Annotated in this window: 17 protein-coding genes and 1 other RNA gene; 5 read left to right on the forward strand and 13 right to left on the reverse strand. The window is 61.5% G+C overall.

Annotation, left to right across the window (positions count from 1 at the left end; translation table 11 throughout):
• Positions 1 to 109: 109 nt before the first annotated feature.
• The 7 genes from JHD77_RS15610 to JHD77_RS15640 form a co-directional block, all read right to left on the reverse strand.
• Entirely contained in the window at positions 110 to 715 is a 606-nt protein-coding gene (locus JHD77_RS15610) for an antitoxin Xre/MbcA/ParS toxin-binding domain-containing protein (protein ID WP_126525774.1), read from the reverse strand.
• 130 nt (positions 716 to 845) lie between these two features.
• A complete protein-coding gene (locus JHD77_RS15615; protein WP_191519301.1) occupies positions 846 to 1,196 on the reverse strand; it encodes a colicin immunity domain-containing protein in 351 nt (116 codons plus the stop codon).
• A gap of 351 nt (positions 1,197 to 1,547) precedes the next feature.
• The gene (locus tag JHD77_RS15620) at positions 1,548 to 2,792 is read right to left on the reverse strand and encodes an MFS transporter (RefSeq protein WP_191519300.1); all 1,245 of its coding nucleotides are present in this window, start codon (positions 2,790 to 2,792) and stop codon (positions 1,548 to 1,550) included.
• 30 nt (positions 2,793 to 2,822) lie between these two features.
• The gene (locus JHD77_RS15625; RefSeq protein WP_191519299.1) at positions 2,823 to 4,175 is read right to left on the reverse strand and encodes an outer membrane beta-barrel protein; all 1,353 of its coding nucleotides are present in this window, start codon (positions 4,173 to 4,175) and stop codon (positions 2,823 to 2,825) included.
• Between the two features lie 79 nt (positions 4,176 to 4,254).
• Positions 4,255 to 5,886 carry a bifunctional 3-(3-hydroxy-phenyl)propionate/3-hydroxycinnamic acid hydroxylase MhpA gene (mhpA, locus tag JHD77_RS15630; protein WP_191519298.1) on the reverse strand — a complete coding sequence of 544 codons (1,632 nt, stop codon included), beginning with the start codon at positions 5,884 to 5,886 and terminating at the stop codon, positions 4,255 to 4,257.
• A 106-nt stretch (positions 5,887 to 5,992) separates the two neighbouring features.
• Positions 5,993 to 6,913 carry a VOC family protein gene (locus JHD77_RS15635; protein WP_191519297.1) on the reverse strand — a complete coding sequence of 307 codons (921 nt, stop codon included), beginning with the start codon at positions 6,911 to 6,913 and terminating at the stop codon, positions 5,993 to 5,995.
• Positions 6,914 to 6,988: 75 nt separating this feature from the next.
• Entirely contained in the window at positions 6,989 to 7,822 is an 834-nt protein-coding gene (locus tag JHD77_RS15640) for a fumarylacetoacetate hydrolase family protein (RefSeq protein WP_191519296.1), read from the reverse strand.
• A 171-nt stretch (positions 7,823 to 7,993) separates the two neighbouring features.
• On the opposite strand from JHD77_RS15640, the gene JHD77_RS15645 reads away from it, so the two are divergent.
• Positions 7,994 to 8,698: a GntR family transcriptional regulator gene (locus tag JHD77_RS15645; RefSeq protein ID WP_223697235.1), complete on the forward strand. Its 705-nt coding sequence runs from the start codon at positions 7,994 to 7,996 to the stop codon at positions 8,696 to 8,698.
• A 682-nt stretch (positions 8,699 to 9,380) separates the two neighbouring features.
• On the opposite strand, the gene JHD77_RS15650 is transcribed toward JHD77_RS15645, so the two are convergent.
• Positions 9,381 to 9,866, reverse strand: coding sequence for a hypothetical protein (locus JHD77_RS15650; protein ID WP_191519295.1), 486 nt, complete (start codon positions 9,864 to 9,866; stop codon positions 9,381 to 9,383).
• A gap of 439 nt (positions 9,867 to 10,305) precedes the next feature.
• On the opposite strand from JHD77_RS15650, the gene JHD77_RS15655 reads away from it, so the two are divergent.
• Together JHD77_RS15655 and JHD77_RS15660 are read left to right on the forward strand one after the other, a co-directional pair.
• Positions 10,306 to 10,611: a MobC family plasmid mobilization relaxosome protein gene (locus JHD77_RS15655; RefSeq protein ID WP_126525778.1), complete on the forward strand. Its 306-nt coding sequence runs from the start codon at positions 10,306 to 10,308 to the stop codon at positions 10,609 to 10,611.
• On the forward strand, positions 10,601 to 12,928 hold the full coding sequence (locus tag JHD77_RS15660; RefSeq protein ID WP_191519294.1) for a relaxase/mobilization nuclease domain-containing protein: 2,328 nt from the start codon (positions 10,601 to 10,603) through the stop codon (positions 12,926 to 12,928). The genes JHD77_RS15655 and JHD77_RS15660 overlap by 11 nt, the downstream gene beginning before the upstream one ends.
• A gap of 114 nt (positions 12,929 to 13,042) precedes the next feature.
• Here the strand turns inward: JHD77_RS15660 and JHD77_RS15665 are convergent, their stop codons facing one another.
• The 4 genes from JHD77_RS15665 to JHD77_RS15680 form a co-directional block, all read right to left on the reverse strand.
• Positions 13,043 to 14,350, reverse strand: a complete 1,308-nt coding sequence (locus JHD77_RS15665) for a site-specific integrase (protein WP_191519293.1) — start codon at positions 14,348 to 14,350, stop codon at positions 13,043 to 13,045.
• Between the two features lie 307 nt (positions 14,351 to 14,657).
• Positions 14,658 to 17,117: a site-specific integrase gene (locus JHD77_RS15670; RefSeq protein ID WP_191519292.1), complete on the reverse strand. Its 2,460-nt coding sequence runs from the start codon at positions 17,115 to 17,117 to the stop codon at positions 14,658 to 14,660.
• Between the two features lie 104 nt (positions 17,118 to 17,221).
• Positions 17,222 to 17,574: a transfer-messenger RNA gene (gene ssrA, locus JHD77_RS15675) on the reverse strand.
• A 61-nt stretch (positions 17,575 to 17,635) separates the two neighbouring features.
• Positions 17,636 to 18,514, reverse strand: coding sequence for a hypothetical protein (locus JHD77_RS15680; protein WP_031756440.1), 879 nt, complete (start codon positions 18,512 to 18,514; stop codon positions 17,636 to 17,638).
• 87 nt (positions 18,515 to 18,601) lie between these two features.
• On the opposite strand from JHD77_RS15680, the gene JHD77_RS15685 reads away from it, so the two are divergent.
• Both JHD77_RS15685 and JHD77_RS15690 read left to right on the forward strand, forming a co-directional pair.
• Positions 18,602 to 19,285, forward strand: a complete 684-nt coding sequence (locus JHD77_RS15685; RefSeq protein ID WP_003085795.1) for a TetR/AcrR family transcriptional regulator — start codon at positions 18,602 to 18,604, stop codon at positions 19,283 to 19,285.
• Between the two features lie 108 nt (positions 19,286 to 19,393).
• On the forward strand, positions 19,394 to 20,335 hold the full coding sequence (locus JHD77_RS15690; RefSeq protein ID WP_003085798.1) for an alpha/beta fold hydrolase: 942 nt from the start codon (positions 19,394 to 19,396) through the stop codon (positions 20,333 to 20,335).
• Positions 20,336 to 20,469: 134 nt separating this feature from the next.
• On the opposite strand, the gene JHD77_RS15695 is transcribed toward JHD77_RS15690, so the two are convergent.
• Complete coding sequence (locus JHD77_RS15695) at positions 20,470 to 21,303, reverse strand: metal-dependent hydrolase (RefSeq protein ID WP_003109433.1); 834 nt, start codon at positions 21,301 to 21,303, stop codon at positions 20,470 to 20,472.
• Positions 21,304 to 21,370 lie beyond the last annotated feature (67 nt).

Consider the following 21,370-nt stretch of genomic DNA (forward strand, 5'->3'; position numbering starts at 1 on the left):
AAGATTCTGCGTTTCCAGGGGGCTAATCGCCCCCTGATCTTATCTACGTCAAGTGAGGGTGATTTTCGCTGCCTTCCTTCAAGGGGCCTGAAGCCACTTCAGTTGAAGTCTAGGGGACTACCCCATATTCGATCTGTCCAATCAGGTTCATTACATCACGATGGTCGTTGTGCTCTTGCAGATGCTCGAGCGGGGCTTTCATGCCAAGGGCTCTTGCAGGCGATGTCAACCAGCGCGATGTTTCGGTTGCGTTGGAGGCGAAGAGTCTGAGTGCGGCCTCCAGCATTGCTGCCATCGAATCCCCCTGACTGATCCATTCGCTCGTTTCCCGCGATGGCGTTCCAGTTTCTTCCTCATGGACCTGGCAACGAGCACTGAGCCAGCCATTGCGCTCGTGGATGCGCCCTGGGGCTCCGCATAGTTCGCAGATGGATTCCGACAGCCGTTCCAGCAGGTCAATCACGACCGCCACATAGTCATCACCACCGCGGTAGTAGAAGCGCAGCCCACCAAACTTCTCCTTCACCTGCACAGCGACGACTTGCGCTGAGTCGCTGTTGTCAGTGTGCCGTTGTATCAGTTCGCAGGCGGCGTAGATCAGTGCGAACCAGCCGTCCTGGCACTCGAAGCCGAATAACTGAAGGCATCCGTGCCCCTGCGCAGGGAGAAGCTTGGGGTACCGTGAGCACAGGATGGTTTCCAGGGTTTTGTCCATGGGGGTTGCCCTCACTTGCGAAATTGCATCTGACTTGACCAGTTGATCGCATTGGCCCTGACCACCGTTTTCTTTCGACTTGACCAGTGACGGTCAGCTCCCCTGAGCCGCTGGGCAGGATGGTCTCCTATCAGAAGACATCTACCCATTGCTGCCGTTGGCAACAGGCAGAAATCGGCCAGAAGCGGACGTCATGCTTTCGGCTGAGTTGGATGAATCCGTATTTTCTCAGCGTTTCCTCGACCTTCTGCCGTAGCTCGATTTCGTTCAGATCGAAGTCGTTGAGCTTTGGGGCGGCTTTGAAGCAGTCCGCGAGGCAAAACAGATCACTGACACACTCAGCAAGCACATCGTCATCCTCTCGCGACTTACCGGAATTGCGCTCTTGCCGCCAGATATCAAAATACTGCTCCGCAAACTCCTCGCTGCTTCGCCGGCCTTCAACAAAGGTCTTTGCTAGCGCAATCAATACCACGCTCATCCACTCACCTAAATTGGTATCTGATCGGTCGCATCATGCCCAAAACTAACCTGAGTCCAGTATCCCCTCAGCCTTTGTTCCGCTATGGGTCGGTAGCTGCATCTCGCCAATAACAGACGGCCCTGCTGCTTTACACCAACATGAATGAAATAGGCCGGTCTGCTCTGCCTGGCGGACAAGGGACAGGGCGGCATCCGCTTATGGCGGACGCCGCCCGGCCCGGTGCGAGGAAGGACGTCGTTTGGTGCGGGTAGCACCGACGGCGGCATGTGCATCCGGCACATGGCAAGGACGAAGCCGGCACGGTAGGGCCCGCCTTCGTCGCACCAACATCCTGTCGGCGCTATCGCTTCAGGCGGTTTCACCGCTCTGCCCGGTCGTCACCTTGCTGCGCAGCGGCGCCGTCTCTCGCAGCAGACAGGCGACCAGCAACCCCAGCGCCACACCACCCAAGGCGAGATAGAGGGTGTACTGGATGCCCTGGTGCTGGGCGATGTAGCCAGCCAGCGCCGGCGCCACCCCACCGCCGAACACCTCACCGATCCCCACCACTAAGCCGGTCGCGGTGGACACCAGGGGCAGCGGCACGGACTCGCCGGTGAGCGGGCCGACGGTCATGCAGATCATGCTGAAGTTGAAGAAGGTGGTGAAAAACAGCAGCACGAACAGCGTCAGCGGCTCGGCCCCGGTATGCATCAGCAGCCAGATGCAGGTGCCGGTGGCAACGAAGCTGCCCAGCACCACCGGCTTGCGTCCCAGCCGGTCGGACAGCCCCGGCAGCACCAACTGGCCGATGAAGCCGCCCAGCCCGATGGCGGACATAACAAAGCCCATCTGCTGCAGTTCCAGGTGCAGGTAGTCGGTGAGGTAGTTGGGCATCATCACACTGAGCACGAACAGGCTGGTGAGCATGCAGAACATGCCGAGGATGTTCAGCGGCACGTTGCGGTAGCACAGCGCATCGAGCCACTGGCCCTTCTCCTCCGATGCCGCAGAGGCGCTCGGCACACGCGTCTCGCGTAGGTTGCGGTACATGAACCAGGCGAGCAGGAAGCCAGGCAGCGAGACCACCGCGAACACCCAGCGCCAGGATGGCAGCACCAGCAGCAACTGGGTCGCCAGAATCGGTGCAAGGCCCAGGCCGAGGATCGGGAAGAAGGCCTGCTGGATGCCAATGTTCAAGCCGCGCCGTGAGGGGTGCGAGGACTCCGCCGTGGCGGCGATGGCCGTCGGCGTGAAAGCGCCCTCGGAAACGCCCATCACAGCACGGATCAGCAGCAGCGCGGCGACGCCGTTGGCCAGCCCGGACAGGCCGGCCAGCAGGGAGAACAGCAGCACTGCCGGGATCAGCACCTTGCGTCGCCCGATACGATCAGACAGGCGCCCCATGAAGATCGAGGAAATCCCCCAGGCGATCGCAAGGATCGCCGAGATATTGCCCAGGTCCTGGTAGTCCAGGTGCAGCTCACTCATCATCACCGGGAACAGCGGTAGGATGATGAAGCGGTCCAGACCGACCAGGCCGAAGCCCAGGGCGAGCATGGCGACAGCCGCATATTCGTAGCGCGCATTCCACTTCTTGTCGTTGTTGTGCATGGCGTGGGTACTCGGGGCGGTGGCGAGGGGTCAGAAGTAGAGGAGCGCTTCGACCATGGTGGTGAGTTGCGTACGATCACGGCCGTTGCCGTAGGGGCTGCCGTGGTCGCGGCCGTCGAACCAGTCGTAACGCAGCTCCGGGCGCAGCGAGAGGTTGCCCGTCACGTCCCAGCGCAGGCCGGTGGTGAGGGCATTGAAGTCGCCGCGGGCGGTGCTGGTGGGGAACAGGATGAAGCCATCGGGATCACTGAAATGCTCGCCACGCAGGGAGAAGGACAGGTCCGGGCGGTACTGGTAGGTCAGCACCGCGTTGGCGCCCCACCAGTGCGCACCGTCGAAACCGGGGCCGGTGAGCACATCCACGGTACTGGCCTTGCCGTCGCCGGCCTGGTGGCCATAGACCACCTCGGCGCCTATCGACCAGTGCTCGTCGAACTTGTGCCAGCCATTGAGCGAGTGCTGTTGCTTGAGCTGGCCACTGTCGGCGATCAGTCGCGCCGGCGGTGCCTGCACGTCAGAGGCGCTGTCGTTCTGCTCATCACCGACGATGAATTCGTAGTCGACCCAGGTGTTCATGTCCGTCGTGCGCCAGCGCAGCGCACCCATTACCGACTTGCCGTCGTTGTTGTCGCGCAGGTTGTTCCAGCCCTGCACTACACCCAGTTCCAAGCCGAGGATGCCGGGCTCGCCATCGAGCAGACGCACGCCTCCCAGCACGCCGGAAACCGTCCCGGGCTCGCTGACGAAGGCGTAGGTCTTGCTCGCGAAGGGGTTGCGCGCCTGCCGGATATTCGGCGGAATCTCGTAGCCCAGCGCGGGGCCGAACACGCCGGCCATGAAGTTGAAGCCCGGCCCGTAGGGCACGTACGCGGTGGCGGCGATGTTGGGGACGGCGAGGAAGCGATCCTTGTCCTTCTGCGCCCGGAGGTTGTCCTCTTCGTTCATGTTCCAGTGCATATCCCAGCCATAGGTGCGGGCGAACTGGGCATTACGTCCGTAGTTGGCCTCGAAGGTGAAACCGAAGGCGAAGTCTTCCGGCTTGGGGCCCGGCAACGGCGTGACGCGAGGGACGAAGGTGCCCTTGAGCGCCTTGTCGACGAACAGGTGCAGACCACCCCACTCCAGTCCCTCGTCGGACATGCCGGTAAGCGGCAGGTTGCTCAGTCCATCGCTGCGCTCATCGTGGGTAGAGCGGTTGTTGCGCACATAGGCGGTGTCGAACAGACCGGAAACGGTAATGCCGTAATCGCGCTCCAGGCTGTCGCCGAAGAGCCTCTTGAACAGGCTACCCTCTCCCGGCGCCGGAGCCTCGGCTGCATTGCATTCCACAATCGCCAGGGCGGCCAGAACCGCACCAAGCGTTTTCACCTTGATGTTGTGCATCGATCTGTCTCTTGTTGTTGTTTTCAGAAAGGTCCGCGGGAATACCCCGCGGACACGGTAGGAGCTGATCGGGAAGGAACTACAGCTGCGCGGCGAGGGGACGACGTCCCTCCTGCACTGCTCCGCCCCGAGCGGACGGCAGGTCGAGGTCGCGGTTCAGGGCATCGAGCAACTGGGGCAGTTCGCCGGCATGGGTGATGCCGCCGTAGACATAGAAGTCGGGGCGAACCAGCACTGCCTGCAGGCCCGCAGCACGGAGGAACTGGTGGTACTTGCCCGACAGGTCGCGGCAGGTTCCGGGGGCGCCGTCCTGGCTCAGGCGCACGACCGTCACCTGCAACCGTTCCAGCAGCGCCTTGTGTGCGCTGCTCAATGAGAACAGCGGATCGTCGCCGATGCTCAGCAGGTGGAAGCCACGACCGAAGGCGTCGTCGTAGCGCTGGCGGCGTCCTTCGTACTCGATCTCGCCGTGTACGCCGAGGCAGCCGGCCGGACCCAGGGCTCGGCCGTTGCGTTCGTCCTTGTGCACCACGCCATCCACTAGGCCTGGGAACGGCGGCAGCGGCGGCACCTGGCCGGACAGGAAAGCCGCGTCACGCTCGGCAGCCTTCTGCGGATCGGCTACGCAGACCACCTTGCCCATCTCCACCGAGGCATCGATCACCGCACGAATCTGTGGCTTGCGCTCCAGGGTGTAGCTGTCGAGCAGCGTCTCGGAACAGATGCCCTTGAAGATCAGGTCCAGGCGCCAGGAGAGGTTCCAGGCATCGCGAATACCCGAGCACATGCCCTGCCCCATGAACGGCGGCATCAGGTGCGCGGCGTCTCCGGCCAACAGCACGCGGCCGTGGCGCCAGGTTTGCGCGATGCGCGAGCGGAACTGGTAGACGGCGTGGCGAACCAGGGTCGCGGTGTCCGGCGTCACCCAGGGCGACAGCAGCTCCCAGACTTTGTCGGTACTCTGCAGGTCATCCAGCGTCTCGTGGGGCAGGCGCATGAACTCCCAGCGCCGGTAGCCGGGGCCACCGGGCACCATGGTGGTGGGCCGCACCGGGTTGCACCACTGGCCGATGTCCGGCACGTCCAGTTCGACGCCGGTCCTGGGCTGCAGGTCGACCACCAGCCAGTCTTCCTGGAAGCCGAGGTCCTGCCAGTCGATGCCGCACTCGCGGCGGACTGCGCTGTTGGCGCCGTCCGCGCCGATCACATAGCGGGCGCGCACGGTGCGTTCGCTGTCCGCCGATGTCTGCTCACCGCGCTGGGTACGCTGCAGGCGCAGCTCGCAGCCCTGCTCGTCCTGGCTCAGCCCGAGCATTTCCCAGCCCTGGTGCACCTCGACGTTGCCGATGGCCTTGGCCCGACGGTCGAGGATGGCCTCCAGTCCGGGCTGGTTGAACAGGTAGCCGAACGGCCCGTCGCTGATGGATTCGGCCGACCAGTCGATCTCCACCAGCACCTTCCAGTCGGCGTTGAACCACTGGTAGCAGGCGGAAGGCTGGGAAATCTCCTGCAGTTCTTCCTCCAGGCCCATCATGCGGAACACACGACGAATCTCGTGATCGTGGAACACTGCGCGCGGCAGCGGATAGAGGGACTGCCAGCGCTCGTACACGGCAACGCTGTAGCCCAGGTTGCCCAGGAGGATGGCGAGGGTCTGGCCGACGGGGCCGTAGCCAACGATGGCCACGTCATGGATCTTGTTTTCGTTCATCTGTGCTGACCTGAAACCGGGTGGGTTTTAGGCAAGCCGCTCCCCTCTTCCCAGGAAAGCCTGGGAGGCGCTTGATCGCGGAGAACGGCCTGCGTCGCTGGAAGCGCTAGCTTTTGGCCGGCGCGCTGTCGGCCTCGGTGTTGAGGACGAAATACTCGGGGACGCTGGGGCCCCAGAGGTACAGCGAGTTCTCGGGTGGGAAGTCGCCCGCCGGCCACTGGCTACCGGCCTCGATGAAATCCATGTCCGCCGAGTATTCGCAGAACGAACCCCAGGGGTCGCGGACATAGTGGAAGTAGTTGGAGCCCAGGCAATGCCGGCCGGTGCCCCAGCCCTCGCGAAATCCCGCGTTGGCCATTTGCTCGGCGCCGTTGCCGACGTCGTCGACGCTGTCGACCTCCCAGGCTGCGTGGTGGAACCCCTTCGCAGCGCTCTTGCAGAAGGCCACCAGGTGGTGGTCGCAGCCGTGCGGAGCGTGGGTGAACGCGATGATGTCCTGGGAATGGTCCGACAAGCGCAGCCCCAAGGCCTGTTCGAAGAACTCGACAGCACGGAATACGTCGGGGCTGAACAGCAGCACATGGGACAATCGCCGCGGCCGCACCTGTGGAACCGCGTCACGCGTGCCGACACCCCGCACCGCAGCCCTGGCAGGCGCTACTGCAGGCTTGTGGTCGGGCATGCGTTTGGGGCCAACCTTCACCTGCAGCAGATTGTCGTCGGGGTCGCGGAACCAGAAGCCTTCGCCGTCGTGTTCCTCGAAACGAGCGCCGCTGGCCTCGACCTGTTGGCGCAGCGCCGAATAGTCCTCGGCAAAGCAGTTGAAGCTCAGGTAGGCAAGGCTCTTGCCCTGCCCTGGCAGTACTCGCGCCCAGCAGTGGCCGTCGGCAGCCCGCAGTTCGAGACCGCCGGGGGTGTCGCTGACATCCAGGCCGAAGCTCGCGAAGAAGCGGCGCGCGTCGTCCAGCGAAGGGACGAAGAGCGCGTAATGATCGATCGAATGCACACCACGCGGGGTGATAGCCATGATCGCCTCCAATTGTTGTTCTTGTCGTCGAAGCCTCGGAGCGGGAGGCTTCGATCTGGCCGGGAATTCCCGGAGTCAGGCTTCGTCCACAACCGGATTGACCAGGGTGCCGATGCCTTCGATGGACACTTCCACCACGTCGCCGGCCTTCAGATAGACCTTCGGATCCATGCCGAAACCGACGCCGGCCGGGGTGCCGCTGACGATCACATCCCCCGCCTCCAGCGTCACCGCCTCGCTCAGGGTCGAGATGATGGTAGCCACGTCGAACAGCATGTCCTCGGTGTTGGCCGATTGCACCACCTTGCCGTTGACGCGGGTCTGCAGCAGCAGGCCCTTGCCGCCGGCGGGCAGTTCGTCGGCGGTCACCAGGTCCGGGCCGAACGCGCCGGTGTCATCGAAGTTCTTGCCCACCGTCCACTGCGGCGACTTGAACTGGTACTCGCGCACCGAGCCTTCGTTGAACAGCGCATACCCGGCGACATGCTGCAGCGCCTGGTCCTTGGGGATGTGCCGGCCACCGCTCTTGAGCACCACGGCCATTTCGCCCTCGTAATCCAGGGTGTCCGAAATGCGCGGGCGCACCAGGGGTTTGTTGTGGGCGATGAGGCTGCTGTTGAAGCGCGGGAACAGGGTCGGGTAGTCCGGTTGGGCGTAGGGCGATTCCTTGGTGTGGTCGGCATAGTTCAGGCCGACGCAGATGATCTTGCCGGGCGTCTTCATCAGCGGCAGATAATCCTGCTCGCCGATCTCCACTAGCGGGCCCTGCGCATCGGCGCCGAATACGGCCAGGTCCTCGCCGCGTTCCAGCAGCGACTCCAGGGTTACCTCGCCGAGAACCCTGACGCCTTCGGCAGTACGAACGCCCAGCACCGGGCGGCCTTGATGAGAGAAGCGGACATAACGCATGGAGCTGACCTCTTGTTGTGATTCGTGACGACCGCCAGGCAGTGCGGCGTGGGTCCTAAGCTAACCCGATGAAAATATGTCGTCAACGATAAAATATATATTTTTATAATTATCGATAAAATGGCCTTCTGTGTATTATCTGTCCATCAGCAACAACACGCGGTACACCCCATGAACCAAGCCGAACGCTGGTCGCAGCAGCCCGAGGCGCCGGAAAAGCGCACCATGGCTTCGCAGCTGGAGTCCAGAGTCCGTGAAGACATCATCAACGGTCGCCTGGCGCCGGGCAGCCGCCTGCGCCTGAAGGAGCTAGCCGAGCATTACGACGCCGGTGTCATCCCGTTGCGTGAGGCCTTGTCCCGTCTGGCCGCCAGCGGCTTCGTCAGCTCCGAGGACCAGAAGGGCTTCAGCGTCGGCCGCATCTCCGCCGAGGAGATCCGCGACATCACCGCTACCCGCCAGCTCATCGAGTGCCAGGCGCTGGCAGAATCCATCCGCAACGGCGATCTGGAATGGGAAAGCCGCTTGATCGCCGCGCACCACCGCCTGGACCGCCTGCCCATCGTCGAAGGTCCGGAACGGCTGATGAAGCCGGACTGGGAACAGGCTCACGAGACGTTCCATCAGGTACTCATCGCCAACTGCCGTTCGCCCTGGCTGTTGCGCCTGTCGCACCTGCTGCGCGACCAGACCGCGCGCTATCGCATGCTCTCGGTGCACTACAACGACAACGGTGCCCGCGACGTTCCAGGCGAACACCGCGCTCTGCTCGATGCTGCGCTGGCTCGGGACGTCGACAAGGCCTGCGCGCTGTTGGCCGAGCACTACGAGACCACTACCCGCAGTGTGCTCGCCCATGAGGCCCTGAAGGGCTGAGCGAGGCGCGGCGGGTCAATCCGCCAGGGCTTGCCGCGCGATCCCCAGGAGTGTGCGCACGGCTCCGCCGCCCTCCCCCGTTCCGACTGACCAGCAGCAGGTCTGCCGGCTGCTGCAGATCGTCCAGACGGCGATAGACCACACCCGGAATGCGAAGCCGCATCATCGGCTCCGGCACGGCACGGCACGGCACGGCAATATGAAAGGCCAGCGCGCTTGAAGGCTGAGCTATGGTGACGTGGTTTCAGGCACCAACGCGCGGCGCGGGTCGCCTAGCATGAATTCAGCAGTCCCATGGTCTGCGCAGGGACCCGTGTCCAGCGAGCCTTGAGTGCATTGAATGCCTCTTCGGCGGATGCGGAACCTGACGATGAGACGCCGGTGACGTTACAGATTTACATCGATCTTCCTCTACCTCTGGAGAGCTAGGAGGGAACACGGGATACCTACTTAGGCGTCAGAATTTTTTGGTAGAACAGCACTGATTGAATTCACTCAATCGTCCCGCAACAAATCGCTTTGAAGCATTCTCAACGTCAGCTTTGGGTCGTTCTCTGCCGATCATAGCCACGCAGCGTGTTGGTCAGAACCGATGCATATGCTTGGTCAAGTCGAATGCAATCAGGTGGTCAAGTAGGTGCAATTGCGCACTCACTCAAGAGCTGCATGATGCGCTTTGCTGTCAGAACCATGAGTCTTCTAGTGCAAAACCATGGCGTTCGAGGACTTCGTTTATCGCCCCACAGGTACGTTCGCACCGGCGCAATTCGCAATCGGTGAAGGACACTGCCAGGGCGAGCAGCCAGGCCAACTCGTGCGAGCGAATCTCCAGTGGATCGCAGTACCAGACCTGTACGATCGAGATGCTCGGGTCCTGGAAGTGGAAGCCATCGACAAGCTGAAGCGACCCCTGCCTGTCTCGCCAGCCGTCAAGGCTGATGGCATAGGTTTTCTGCCAGTTGTCCGCCAGCATGCTGATTTCACTCAGGGCACTGATACCGGCGAGCGGAAGACCCGAGGCGTCGAGATCCCGCACGTAGAAATCCCGGATCCTGGGGTTCGAGATGCAGTCTCTGACCTCGGTCAGGGAGATCATTCCGGCCTCGTAAAGGCTGGATTGCACCTGCTCGACCAGTCCAGGTTCGTTGATCATACGTAGCTGAGCCATTGGCACCTCCTTTCCCAATTCGGTTTTTCTTCGGCGATTTCGGTGGCAATGAGCCAAATACGGCAGACGACCACCGCGTATGGCCACGCGCGGCCGAAATCGGAATGGCAGGGCCGAATTCGGACGTTAGGTGTCCAAATTTGGAAAAGAAAGGCCTGAATGGGAAAGACACTCGACGACTGTGCGCTCACAAAAGGTGGCTAACCTGGGGGTAAATGACCGAATTTCCCTGGAAAACGACCAAGTTTCCCTGTCGGCGTTTTTCGCAAGTTTAGCTGTGAGATACTTTATTTCAGGCCGCGCGATTGCGAGCAAAGGCGTTGTACGTCACTTCGTTCCTCCCCACGCGGCTCGCTTTTTCGGCGCTTCGCTTGAAAAAGAAAAGGCGTACTTAATACGTCAATAGCATTGACATAAAAATAATAACAAGGTGCTCATCATGGATAGAAAAACAGCGAGGCTATGCCTCCGAATAACCCCCCACGACAAGAAAGTCATCGCTGCAAAAGCGCGTGACCTCCATCTCAGCGTTGCCGATTGGTTGATTCGCGCAGCCCTGGATCGCGAAATCATTCCGCCTAGACCCGTATGGGACGCTGAGTCGATCAATCACTTGTCTCGCATCGGCAACAATCTCAATCAGTTGGCTCACTCGGCCAATGCTGGACTGCTTGTGGATGACGCAGCACTGCGTGAAATCGCAGCCGAACTGCGTGTCCTGCGGGGGCTGCTGGATGATTTTTAAGGTCCGCAAACATCGCTCGAAGCGACATTTGCGCATCTTGGTTCGGTATCTGCTGTCTCGTAAGGGCAAGTCAAATGAGCGCGTGCTGCGGCATGAGTCGATCAACGCGTTGCCGATGCTGCCCGGCGAGACACCGCTCAGCTTTGCGAAACAGTGGGCTGCTGCGCTGTGGGAATTCACTGCTCGGGAGCGCTGCGGAAAAAAGCCACCGGAGGATTATTTTGTACATTCCGTGCTGAGTTTTTTCCCCGGAGATACCGAGCACAAGGCTGATCAACTGACAGCTGAGCAGGCGATTGAGTTGGCTAAAGAGGCGATGGTTGAAGTCGCTCCTGGAGATCGGCAGGCGATGTATGTCGTGCATGGCGATAAGGCTCACCTGCATGTCCACATCGTATTTTCTGTCGTCGAGCTTGGTGGACGGATCTGGAATCCGCGCATGGATTTTCGACTCTGGGAAGCTGCCGCAGCTCGGCTGGAAGTGAAACATGGCTTGTATCAGGTAACCGTTGGACGGCCTGGTGGGGAGCCGGCTCGGAAAAGGTCGCCAACGGGCAATGAGCTGAATATGGCCATTCGCACCGGGCAGCCCTCAAACCGAATGTTGCTTCAGCAAATAGTCGATGTGGCGTTAGCTGGAAATCCTCCATTTCCTGTTTTCTGGCAGCGCCTGCTCGATGCCGGTGTCACGCCAATCCCCCGTATAGCGAGTACTGGTCGAGTCTCTGGAATCTCGTTTCAGTATGGGGATGGGTTTCCTATGAAAGGAAGTGACCTGGGAAAGGGCTACTCATGGTCGGCGCTCGCCAAACAGCTCAACTTTGCGCCATCGCAGCATCTTCACCTGCTACGGCCTTTCGCGGTTGATCCCGTCGATCCGGGGTCGATACACATGGAGGCCGATCCTTCCGTACCGGCTTTGCCACAAGGGAAGCCTCCAACGCTCAAGCGATTTATTGCCAAGCCTGTCAGTGATCAACGCATCGATTGGGTATGGAGGAACAAGCCAACACGGACCGCATTCATCGAGTCGCCCAAGGTGTGCGTTGCCAGATCCGCCCATCAATCTGTTTACGAGGCAATGGCCGAGCGTTCTCGGCTGCGTGGGGTGAAGCGAGTAGGTGTTACCGGAGGTGAGGTATTCCGCAGGCGGATGTGGTTCGAGCTGGCGCTGCGTGGCATTTCGGTTGTGGGGTATGAACCAACAGAAGCAGATAGATTTCGATTGGAATGGTGGATGAATGAGCAAGCTGAAAATGGCCGAGGAGATGGCTCGGCAGGAGGTCCAACTCCGGACGGAGGAGATGTCTCTGGCCCTGTCCGTAAAGTTGGATGCCATGCGGAGGGCGAAAGTGTCGACCAGCGAGGAACTGGCGGAGGCGATGTACCCGTTGCTTCAGGGCATGACATCACTGGCACTGGAGAACCAGGTGCTGCTCAAGGAAATGCGTGTGTTGATGCGCAACGAGGTTCAGGAAATGAGGGCGGAAATGAGCGAGCTTCGAGCGATGTTGAGGGAGCTCAAAACCCTGTTGAGGTCCTCGTATCCGCAGGTGCAGGACTGAGTCCCGAGCCTCACTTCACGCCCTATATGCGCCGAGCCTCTCGCCTGGGGGAAGCGGCTTTGCTGCGCCAGGGTGTGCATTCTGCGCTCGAAACCGAGGACTTGCAGACCATTATGGACATGGTATGGGAGCTGGATCGCAGGTTTACGCGGTGGACTATCGTGTGCGCTAGACCCGGCAACGAGCCACTCTGCAATTTGACTGCGAGTGAGCAGGTTCACTCTGCTTGGTCCAACTTACAGGTGCTGAACAGCCAGGGCTGCAATGTGCAGTTGTCGCTCTCATCGGCTGACAGCTGGCTGCATCTGGTCAATGTAACTGAGGCGGACCTCTTGGTGCTGAGCGCACGGGGAATCGAGCCGACCATCCAGTTCACCCGGAACGGTGTGACCGAGATCTTCGTTCACGTGAACTATGGATGTGAGCGCCGCGACGTTATGGATGGCTTGGCAGAGCAGGTGCAGATTGGGCTTCAGGCGAGCGTTCGGGTACACACTGGCAGCGTGTCATTCCCATTGCCTGGGTTTGATTGCTGGCATGATGAGCGGCTGCAGGTCTGTAGTGCTTTCAGGCTCACCCCCAAAACGATGGGAATGCAGTTTTCGAGTCAACTGCGGCAGTTGAAGGGCGAGGTGGGCCCACCAAGGATGCTGGGAGCTGTACCCATACAACCTTCTCAGGTCATGGATGAGCAAGCTGAAGGGCTGCTGAATGGGCGACCCCGTCCCCAGTCGGAATTGCCCGCTCCGTGAGTCGTGGGCGACTTTGCAGGGGACGTTCTGCCTCACTCGTTAAAGCAGCCAACCTTCGACAGCCAGGAGGTGGGCTGCCTCCTGGAGATGACCGCGTGATGGGTGGCAGCAGCGCTAAGACGCAGCTCGCCTGTTCTTCTGGCAGTGCGGTTTGAGTCGCTGGAGACGTTGGTAGTTCTCCCACGCGATGTGCGAGAGATCGATATCCAGATGAAGTTGAGCAAGCTTCTCGTATCGTTGGGCAAGGGAGAAATTCTGGCCATAGTTGATGGTCGTGTCGTCGTCCATTGCATGGCCGACGAGTGTCTTGATCATCATCTCCTGCACCCCGGCTTTACGCAGTAGATCAATAAAGGTGTGGCGAAAGCTGTAGAGGCAGTAGCCCATCCCCTTACTGAGGCCGCAGGCGTTGAGGTAACCCAAGTCAGTGATGCCTTGGCCACTGAACCAGCGGGAGGCTGCGCGCGCATGACCATGCCTCCGGTCATAGGGCAACTCGGGGAATAGCGGTTGGAATCGACCGCCCTGTTGGCGCCGCATGGCGACGAAGTCGAGGAAACCAACGGCGATCAGTTGAGGATGCAGCGGTATGTACCGGGCGCTGGCGTCGGTCTTCAAGCGCTGTAGTGGACCTCTGTCAGTGATTCGTATGACGGGGATACCGGACTCCTCGAAGACGTCGCCCGCATTCAGTTGGCACAGTTCGCCAGGACGTGCACCCGTGAGTACGCCAAGCAATGGGAGCCAGAAGCAATAGCTGTATGGCGTCCAGCGGAAGCGATCAGTCGGCTCGGTGGTGTAGACGCGACTGGTGAAGATCGCATTGAGTTCGGTCGTGTCGAACGTAGCGTAATGAGCCGTACTGGGATATTGCCCAGCAAGCTTCACGCTCATATCGAGCTGGCCGAGCTGATACTTGGATTCCTGGCAAAAAACGATGAAACGCTTCAGCAGGTTGAAGTAGCGGTGGATGGTTTCGCCGCTGATATAGCCTTCGATGTTTGCATCGTGAGTCCGTGAGGAATCGATCACTGGAAGACTCAGGGAGTTCTTGTTCTTGAACTTAAGGGAGTCTTTTAGGCTGGTGAGATCATTCGTACACAAAGAGCTCGTCAGGCGATCGGGGCCCAGCAAGTTAATGATCTGCTGCAGTTGTGACCGGTATTTGTAGGTGGAGCCGTACTCCCAGTGCCCAAGAGCTGCGTATTCATGGACCATGGCGTTGGCGGCATATTGCAGCGTCACCTGTTGCGACGGAGCGGGTGTGCTGTGCGGGACGGCGGTGTCTCGTTGAGACTGCCCGGGGAAGGTGCTCAAGTGCTGGGGGTTGTTGAGCAGCGCTTGAATCGTGGCGGCCAGCGTGAGTGGGTCGAGCGTATTGTGCTGCGGGACGGTAAAGGTCAGGGTATTAGTGCATGACATTGCAACTCCTTGGCTCCAAAGTGAGGCCATAAGGAGACTCTTTCTATGACCAAGCCTGGGGCTACCAAGCTTGTGACCCCAATATAAAAACGGTTTTAGCTCTGTCAAGAGAGTATGAGCTTTGCTGCATGTCGATATGCTTTAAAACGGGGCTTGATTATTTTTAAACCTCCGGCTGGCGGAGGTTGTAGAAAAATCAATAAGTAGAAATTTTTTTGCGTGAAGGGGAAAGTAAGGGGCGGCTGAGACCATGGATGCGGCTGATGGTGACGCCGGCACTCTGGCCGGCGCCTGGCATTCCGACGGGTTACTGTGAGTCGTGTTGTTGCTTCAGCCAATCCACCAGTGCCTGGTTATCGGGCTTCTCGGTTGACAGAGTGTTCCGAATAGCGCTCGAGGGGTGTCGTGCCGAGGTGGGGCGACCAGGGCGAAAGCTGCGCTTCTGCAGCGCCAGGTAGCGCTCATAGCTGATATGGCTGAGGTCGAGGTTGAAGCGCAACATCTCCACGGTTTCCTGCTTGAGCTCCATGTTATAGCCATTGCCATACTCGCCGGTCGTCGAGTCATTGGTATGCCCTGTCAGCGCTTGAATACGTGGCTGGTCCACGCCGGTCTGGCGCAGCTGGTTGACGAAGGTGTGGCGTAGTGAGTGGAAGCTGAGCCCATTGCGACGTGGGAAACCACACTGTTGTAGGTAGCCGACCCGTTGCGGGTCGCCACAGAACCAGCGTGAGGCAAGGTGACTGTGAGCCCGGCGAATGTCCGCGCGCATTTCGGGAAACAGCAACTCTTTGCGCGATAAGGCTTCGGCACCGCGTTGCGCGACGAACTCCAGAAAACCTTTCTCGATGAGCACCGAGTGCAGCGGAATGTCCCGTTCACTGCTGGCGTTTTTCAGCAGCTTGTGTGGATGGTTGAGGTTGTGGCGCATGACCCAGATTCCTCCGGGGCTCTGGCAAATATCCTCCAGGGTGAGTTGACAGAGTTCGTTGAGCCGGGAGCCGGTGAACAACCCGAGTAGGGGGAGCCAGAATTTGTGGCTGTCCATCCGCCAACGGGGAACATCGTGGGCAGTGTATACCGGGCCATTGAACAGCATCTGCAGTTCCTGCTGCGTATAGGCGCGACGAACGCGGCTGCTCTTCTTGCGGGCGATTTCCTTGAGCCGAACCGGGCCCGCGATGTCGCGGGCGATCCACTCATTGTCGTAGGCGAAGCGAAACATGCCCTTGGCCAGGTCGAAGTACTTCTTCGCCGTTTTGGCGTGAATGGCTTCATAGCCCCCTTGTGCGATCAGGACGTGGATCGGTGTGTCGTTCAGCTCGCTGATCTGTCGGCGGTTGCGGGGGTACATCAGCAGCACGGTGCGCAGATTGCGAAAGTCTTCGGTGGTGATCGACGCAATGGGGCGCGTAGGCCCCAACAGCTCGCAGACCACTTCCAGGCGTGCGCAGTTGAGAAAGCGCGTGCCTTGATGGGACCACTGGCCGGTCAGCTCCTGCTCGCGCCGGTAGCGCTCCATCAGTTGATGGACACTCATCTGGCCCTCAGTGCGCTGTTCGCTGCGGGGCTGGAAGCCGTTGGCGAACAATGCGCCGAGGGGATTGGCTGGCACCGTATCGGCGTGCGCGCTGGGCAAGGTCCAACTAGCGTCTCGCGTTGAGGCGGCAGCGTCGGGTTGCGTGGGGCGCGGAGGCTGGGGATGGTCGTCATCGGGGCGCAAGCGGCCCCGAATTGCCTCCACGTGCAGACGCAATTCGTGCAGGCTGGGAATGCCTCCGCCAAAGTGCTGGCCCTGCCTCACTAGGTCGGTCAGCCAGTCGAAGCGCTCCAGCACAAAGCCCGCCTTCAGCACAGCCTCGTGCAGATCCTGTGTGTGCAGGTCGAGGGTCAACTGATCCGGCAGTTGGGGGTAGTGCTCGCGCAGCAGTTGAGGCGTGCTGATGTCCAGCCGATGTGCGCCGCCGGTCGCTGGATGCAACCGATGGCTCGGTGTGTCGGAACCGGCCTGGGTGTCTAGACGGCGTAGGTGCTCGTGGTCGCGCTCGCGCAAATCCTGTGGGCGCAGTGGCAGCCAGCGCGGGTCATGGTGAAAGTGCAGGCCGTGTTCCGGAAGCAGGTAGCGACGCAGGGCCTCGAGATGGAAGCTGGCCTGGTAGAGGGGAAGCCATTCACCGCGATCCAGGCAATGTTGAAGCCGCTCGTTCAGCTCCGCCAGGCCTTGCAGGATGAAAGCGGCACGCTGCTCGCCTTCCTGGGGGTTCAGGGTGTGCAGGTCGAACACCTGGGTTTTCAGCATCAGCGGGTAGGCGGCTCCGAGCAGCTCCGGCAAGGGGGCCTGCACTGTGAGCTGGTGCTCGTCACGCAACAGAAAGGTCGGCGTCAGGCGCAGTTGTTCGAGGCGTTGACGGCCGACACTGAGGCTCAGGTCCTGGACCGGGCAGGCGACCTGCGAACTCTGGGGGCGCGCCGACGGACTGGGGGCACTCTGGCGACTCAGTGGCGGAATCGAGCCTTGAATCCGCTGGAGCTCCTGCTGCAGGCCTTCGGCGGTCTTGATGTCGCCCAGACGGAAGCGCAAATCGCGAATGCGCCGAGCGAGATTCAGGGCCAGTTCCCGAGCGTCGTCCAGTGGGACGCCGTCGAGCGACCAGCGAATTTCACGGCCCACGGAGGGAAAGCGTTGTTGCAGGAGGCTGGGCAGGATCAGCCGAAAGGTCAGGCGATCTGCGTGGTCGCGGTACAGGTAATGAGAGAGATGGATCATGGGGTTCAACCTCGTCGTAATTGGAAATTTGCGAGAAATTTCCAGACTCGGTTTGAACCCCTTGATCAGTTAAGTCTTAAAAATCAAGGACTTAACGATTTGATTGGTGGAGCCGGGGGGATTTGAACCCCCGTCCGCCAGCTCTCCGCTATCGGTTCTACATGCTTAGCCAGCTCTACTGAGTTAACTCCGCGCCGCCCGAGTGGCAGGGTGCTTGGAGCGAGCTGTATGAGTTTTAGCCGTTACGTCTACAGCGAACTTGGCGGCGATCCTGTTCTATCTGACAGTCGTTTCGGGTTTACAGGCATCCCCTAGCGACTGCTAGCCGCATTAAGCAGCTAGAGCGTAGTTGTCGTCGTTGGCAACTATAAGTTTGCAGCAGCGAATTTACGAGTTCTGCTACCAGCTCGGCATGCCCCTCAAGTTTTGTTACCGGCGTCGAATCCTAATCGGCCCCAAAACCTTGACAGGTCGACGACCAGTCTACGGCAAAGGGCTGCGAGAGTCCAATCCGCCGCTCATAAACCTTTGACGCCGCTGGGTTTCCCCTCCGGAGGCGGGCTCAGGTCCAGGGGTTTGTCCGGTGCCTTGGCGTTCCGCCCGGGCGCCAGCTGTTTTTCCACGTCGGCCTGGATCGCCTGCAACACCGGTTGCAGGGCGCGCATGTTGTCGCGGACCTCGGGGTAAGGGTGGTCCTTGGCGAAAGCGGCGATGCGTTCCAGCAACTGGGCGCGCACCGGGGCGGGCAGGTGGATGAACAGCTCGGGCATTTCCTTGGCCAGTTCGGCGGAGTAGAGCACCAGGTCCTGGCGCTCGAACTGGGCGGTGAGGCCGAGGTAGTCGAGGGCGCTGCCGGTGAGCATCGCCGCGGCCGCCTTGGTTTCCTGCATGCCCTGCAGGCGCGCGGGGTTGCGCTGCTCGGCCTGGGACAGGGTCATCCAGAATTCGACGGTGAGGGTGAACAGGATCGACTGCTCGCGCAGCGAGTAGCTCATCAGGCCCAGCGCCTCGGCGCCGTAGGGCTGCTTGGCGGCGCGGAAGTCGAAGTACAGGCGCATCAGCTCCTTGAGCTTGAACAGTACTTCGCGGGCCTCGTTCTGGCGGATCTCCAATGGGCTGTAGATGTTCAGCTGCGGGCGGAAGTTTTCCTCGCTGACCATGCGCAGGTAGAGCGGCCCGGTGAATTCGCCGCTGCGTCGCGGCAGGGCGTTTTTCTGGGTTTCCTCGATCTTCTTCAGGGCGTCGATCAGCACCTGGTAGTCGTGGCTGTCCCAGGGCTTCTGGATGTCCGGGATGCGCTGGCCGAGGTAGTAGAGGTCGGCGGCCGCGAGCGGGCGGCCGAGAACCAGTAAAAGGATGGCCAGCGGCCAGAGCAGGCGGCGTGATAGGGTCGGCACGGACTTTCCTTGCGGGGCGCGTGGATCGGCCTAGGTTAGCGATGGCCGGGGCCGCCGTCACCCCGCGCTTCGATTGGGGCGGACGGGATGGCAACGGCGCAGTGGGACGGCTTGCAGGCGGTATTCGAGGATCTCGGCGGCTACGGCGCGCTGGCGCGCCAGGCGGCGCAGGGCGAGGGGCCGCTGGTGGGGCATCTGCAACGGACCAACATCCAGCTTGCGGCGATCCCGGTGTTCACCCGCAAGGGGGTCGCCGAGACCACGGTCAACGACCTGCTGGAGGCGGCACGGGTCTCGCGGCGGACTTTCTACAAGTATTTCGCCGGCAAGCTGGAGGTGCTGGAAAGCATCTACCACAGCGCCGTGCAATTGCTGCTGGCGCGCTTCGGCGGGCTGCGCAGCGAGGCCGGCAGCGACGAGGACTGGTTGCGGGCGATGGTCTCGCTGTTCTTCGACTACCACCTGGCGGTCGGTCCGATCATCCGCATGATGCAGGAGGAGGCCCTGCATGCCGGCTCGCCGCTGGCGGCGCACCGGCAGCGCGCGCACCTGAAGATTATCGAGCTGTGGGCCGAGCGCCTGGGCGCCCAGGGTGCGGCCCACGATGCGCTGACCTACCGGGTGCTGATCTGGGCGATGGAGGCGGCTTCGCTGGAGCTGCTCAATGCCAGCGACCCGCTGGAACTGCCGCGGGTCAAGCGGGTGCTCGGCGACCTGCTGGTGGGTACGCTCTGTCCCAGCACCCAGGCTCCGACGAGACTGCAAGGGTAACAGCCGGGCAGTCGCCGCTCGCGCCTACAGAACCTAGGTTGGGCTCGCAGCCCACCGTGGCCATGCTCTGATGCCCTGTCATAACAACAAGACGGGAGACGTGCGTCCATGTCCGCGACACCCTATCTGCTGCAACCGCCGCTGGCGGTCGGATTCGCCCGGCTGGGCTTCGGCTCTCTCTCGCTGGAGTCGTTGCGCGAACGCTACGCCGCACCCTCCAGCGGCTCGCGCTTCATCGAGCTGGACGGTTTCCCGCTGCACTACCGCGACGAAGGCAGCCGCGACAAGCCGGTACTGGTGATGATCCACGGCGTAGTGGCCTCGCTGCACACCTGGGACGACTGGGTGAAGGCGATGTCGCCGTACTTCCGCATCGTGCGCTTCGACGTACCGGGCTTCGGCCTGACCGGGCCGGGGCGTGACAGCCGTTACTCTGGCGAGCGCATGGTGGCGATCCTCGGCCAGTTGCTCGATTTCCTGAAGATCGACAAGGCCTCGATCGCCGGCAACTCCCTGGGCGGCTATATCGCCTGGAACTTCGCCCTGGCGCAGCCGCAGCGGGTGGAGCGGCTGGTGCTGATCGACCCGGCCGGTTACCAGATGCGCAAGGTGCCGTGGATGATCGCCTCGGCGGCGCTGCCCGGCTCGACCCTGGCGATGCCGCTGTGGATGCCGCGAGCGCTGATCGCCCAGGGCATCAAGGAAGTCTATGGCGAGCCGGGGCGGATCAAGCCGGGGGTGGTCGACCGCTACTACGATCTGAGCCGCCGCCCGGGCAACCGCAAGGGCATGATGGAGATCTTCCGCGTGTTGCTGAAGGTCAACCGCGAGGAACTCGGCACCTCTGGCGAACGCATCGCCCGGATCGTCGCGCCGACCCTGCTGATGTGGGGCGAACGCGACCGCTGGATCTCGCCGAAGCACGTACCGCTGTGGCAACGCGACCTGCCGGGGATCCAGGTGAAGACCTATCCGGGCGTCGGGCATATCCCCATGGAGGAGATTCCCGAGCAGACCGCGGCGGATGCACTGCGCTTCCTGATGGCCTGATCCCAGGCCGTCATGAAGAAGCCCGCGCTGGTCAGTCGCGGGCTTTTTAATGCGTGGACGAAGGGCCGAAATACCAGGCAGGGCAGGGAAACGATGCATGCCCCTCTCGCGGCGCGGAGGGGCGGCGAGGAGGGTCAGGCGGCCTTCGGTTCCGGTTCGAACTGGTCGCGGTACTGCTCGATGAGGTGCAGGTTATTGTGCTGCCAGGGGTGGAAGTCCTTCTTGTAGAAGTCCAGGTACACGCCCACCAGCGAGCGGAACACGCCGTCCTTGCCCCACAGCCACTTGATGCCGTCGCGCCAGACCTTGAAGTTCCACAGCAGGCCGTCGCGCTTGAGCATGTGGACCAGGCCCTTGGTGGTGTCGAGGGCGAAGAAGAAGGTGCCCTGGACCATCGCCCGGCGGCGCAGCCTGGCCTTGCCGTTGACCAGCATGAACACGTCGTAGGCCACCGCCTTGTGCTCGGTTTCCTCCAGTGCGTGCCAGCGCCACAGGCGGGCCATGGTCGGGTCGGCGCCTTCCAGCCACCTGGGGTTGCTCAGCAGGCCGTCGGCCATGATCGCGGTGAGGTGCTCCAGGGCCGCGGTGGCCGCCAGTTGCCGCGACGGGTGCAGTTTCTGCTGGGCGAAGCGGATGCGCCGCTTGGCGCCGCCTTCCAGGCGGTCGATGTCGTAGCCGAGGGCGCGCAGGCGGTCGCTGTAGACCAGGTGCTCGCGGCTGTGGTGGCCTTCCTGGCCGATGAAGCCACGGATCTGTTGCTTCAGCGCCGGGTCCTCGACCCGTTCGCGGTAGTGGCGCACGGAGTCGATGAAGAAGCGCTCGCCATCGGGGAACAGCACCGACATGGCGTTGAACATGTGGGTCTTGAAAGCGTCGCCGCTGTGCCAATGGCGCGGCATCGGATCGGGCAGGTCGAAGTCCAGATGACGCGGGCGGATCTCCAGACCTTCGGGGGTGGTGCTGGCCATAGCGGCTCCCTGTGATGGTGAAGGACCATGGGATCGACTATCGCTTGCGGGGGATAGCCTCACAAGG

This window comes from Pseudomonas sp. P20 (assembly GCF_016463925.1).
In the GTDB taxonomy this organism is placed as follows: domain Bacteria; phylum Pseudomonadota; class Gammaproteobacteria; order Pseudomonadales; family Pseudomonadaceae; genus Pseudomonas; species Pseudomonas aeruginosa.

Excerpts from the sequence above, each read along its gene's own strand:
- JHD77_RS15650 (WP_191519295.1), bottom strand. The coding sequence starts at position 9,866 with ATGGCTCAGCTACGTATGATCAACGAACCTGGACTGGTCGAGCAGGTG.
- JHD77_RS15670 (WP_191519292.1), bottom strand. The coding sequence starts at position 17,117 with ATGATCCATCTCTCTCATTACCTGTACCGCGACCACGCAGATCGCCTG.
- JHD77_RS15615 (WP_191519301.1), bottom strand. The coding sequence starts at position 1,196 with ATGAGCGTGGTATTGATTGCGCTAGCAAAGACCTTTGTTGAAGGCCGG.
- mhpA (WP_191519298.1), bottom strand. The coding sequence starts at position 5,886 with ATGAACGAAAACAAGATCCATGACGTGGCCATCGTTGGCTACGGCCCC.
- JHD77_RS15660 (WP_191519294.1), top strand. The coding sequence starts at position 10,601 with ATGATTTTTAAGGTCCGCAAACATCGCTCGAAGCGACATTTGCGCATC.
- JHD77_RS15645 (WP_223697235.1), top strand. The coding sequence starts at position 7,994 with ATGAACCAAGCCGAACGCTGGTCGCAGCAGCCCGAGGCGCCGGAAAAG.
- JHD77_RS15640 (WP_191519296.1), bottom strand. The coding sequence starts at position 7,822 with ATGCGTTATGTCCGCTTCTCTCATCAAGGCCGCCCGGTGCTGGGCGTT.
- JHD77_RS15635 (WP_191519297.1), bottom strand. The coding sequence starts at position 6,913 with ATGGCTATCACCCCGCGTGGTGTGCATTCGATCGATCATTACGCGCTC.
- JHD77_RS15620 (WP_191519300.1), bottom strand. The coding sequence starts at position 2,792 with ATGCACAACAACGACAAGAAGTGGAATGCGCGCTACGAATATGCGGCT.
- JHD77_RS15610 (WP_126525774.1), bottom strand. The coding sequence starts at position 715 with ATGGACAAAACCCTGGAAACCATCCTGTGCTCACGGTACCCCAAGCTT.
- JHD77_RS15685 (WP_003085795.1), top strand. The coding sequence starts at position 18,602 with ATGGCAACGGCGCAGTGGGACGGCTTGCAGGCGGTATTCGAGGATCTC.
- JHD77_RS15625 (WP_191519299.1), bottom strand. The coding sequence starts at position 4,175 with ATGCACAACATCAAGGTGAAAACGCTTGGTGCGGTTCTGGCCGCCCTG.
- JHD77_RS15690 (WP_003085798.1), top strand. The coding sequence starts at position 19,394 with ATGTCCGCGACACCCTATCTGCTGCAACCGCCGCTGGCGGTCGGATTC.
- JHD77_RS15665 (WP_191519293.1), bottom strand. The coding sequence starts at position 14,350 with ATGTCATGCACTAATACCCTGACCTTTACCGTCCCGCAGCACAATACG.
- JHD77_RS15695 (WP_003109433.1), bottom strand. The coding sequence starts at position 21,303 with ATGGCCAGCACCACCCCCGAAGGTCTGGAGATCCGCCCGCGTCATCTG.
- JHD77_RS15655 (WP_126525778.1), top strand. The coding sequence starts at position 10,306 with ATGGATAGAAAAACAGCGAGGCTATGCCTCCGAATAACCCCCCACGAC.